Origin of the sequence: Calidithermus terrae (assembly GCF_003574345.1) — a bacterium.
In the GTDB taxonomy this organism is placed as follows: domain Bacteria; phylum Deinococcota; class Deinococci; order Deinococcales; family Thermaceae; genus Calidithermus; species Calidithermus chliarophilus.
The window spans coordinates 1-713 of sequence record NZ_QXDL01000463.1 but is presented as its reverse complement, the minus strand read 5'-3'; the positions used below and the strand labels follow the sequence as shown (position 1 = coordinate 713).

Below are 713 nucleotides of genomic sequence, written 5' to 3'. Positions count from 1 at the left end.
CGTGTACAACGTGATTAATTGCTCCAAGCCCACGGTGGCGGCGCTCGAGGGGCCCGCGGTGGGGGCGGGGCTGGCGGTGGGCCTGCTGTGCGACATCACGGTGGCCGGGAAAACCGCCCGCATCCTCGACGGGCACACCCGGCTGGGGGTGGCCGCGGGCGACCACTCGGCCATCGTCTGGCCCTTGCTGGTGGGGCTCAACAAGGCCAAGTACTACCTGCTGCTCAACGAGCCCATGAGCGGCGAGGAGGCCGAGCGGCTGGGGCTGGTCTCGCTGTGCGTGGAGGACGATCAGGTCTACGCCAAGTCCCTCGAGATCGCCCGCAAGCTCGCCAAAGGCTCCCCCACCGCCCTGCGCTGGAGCAAGTACGCCCTCAACAACTGGCTGCGCCTGGCCGGCCCCACCTTCGACACCTCACTCGCGCTGGAGTTCCTCGGCTTCCTAGGCCCCGACGCCAAGGAAGGCCTCGCCTCGCTGAAGGAAAAGCGCAGGCCGAATTTCCAGAAGAAAGCGCCGCTGTAGGCCGTTGGCAAGGCATAGGAGGCCTGTGGCGTGTGGCTCGTGGCGTGTAGCTGACCCCTCCCCGTCCCTCCCCGCATGCGGGGAAGGTTTATCCCCCCTAGCCCCCCTTGCTAAGGGGGGAACAAGGCGTCTCGCGTCTTGCGTTTTGCGTCTTGCGCTTGGCGTCTCGCGTACGACGTAGGACGTAGGA

Annotated in this window: 1 protein-coding gene; it reads left to right on the top strand. The window is 67.0% G+C overall.

Going from position 1 to position 713, the window contains the following annotated elements; all coding sequences use genetic code 11:
- A partial coding sequence (locus Mterra_RS21590) for an enoyl-CoA hydratase/isomerase family protein (RefSeq protein ID WP_147373079.1) occupies positions 1–523 on the top strand: 523 nt, incomplete at its 5' end.
- Positions 524–713: the final 190 nt, after the last annotated feature.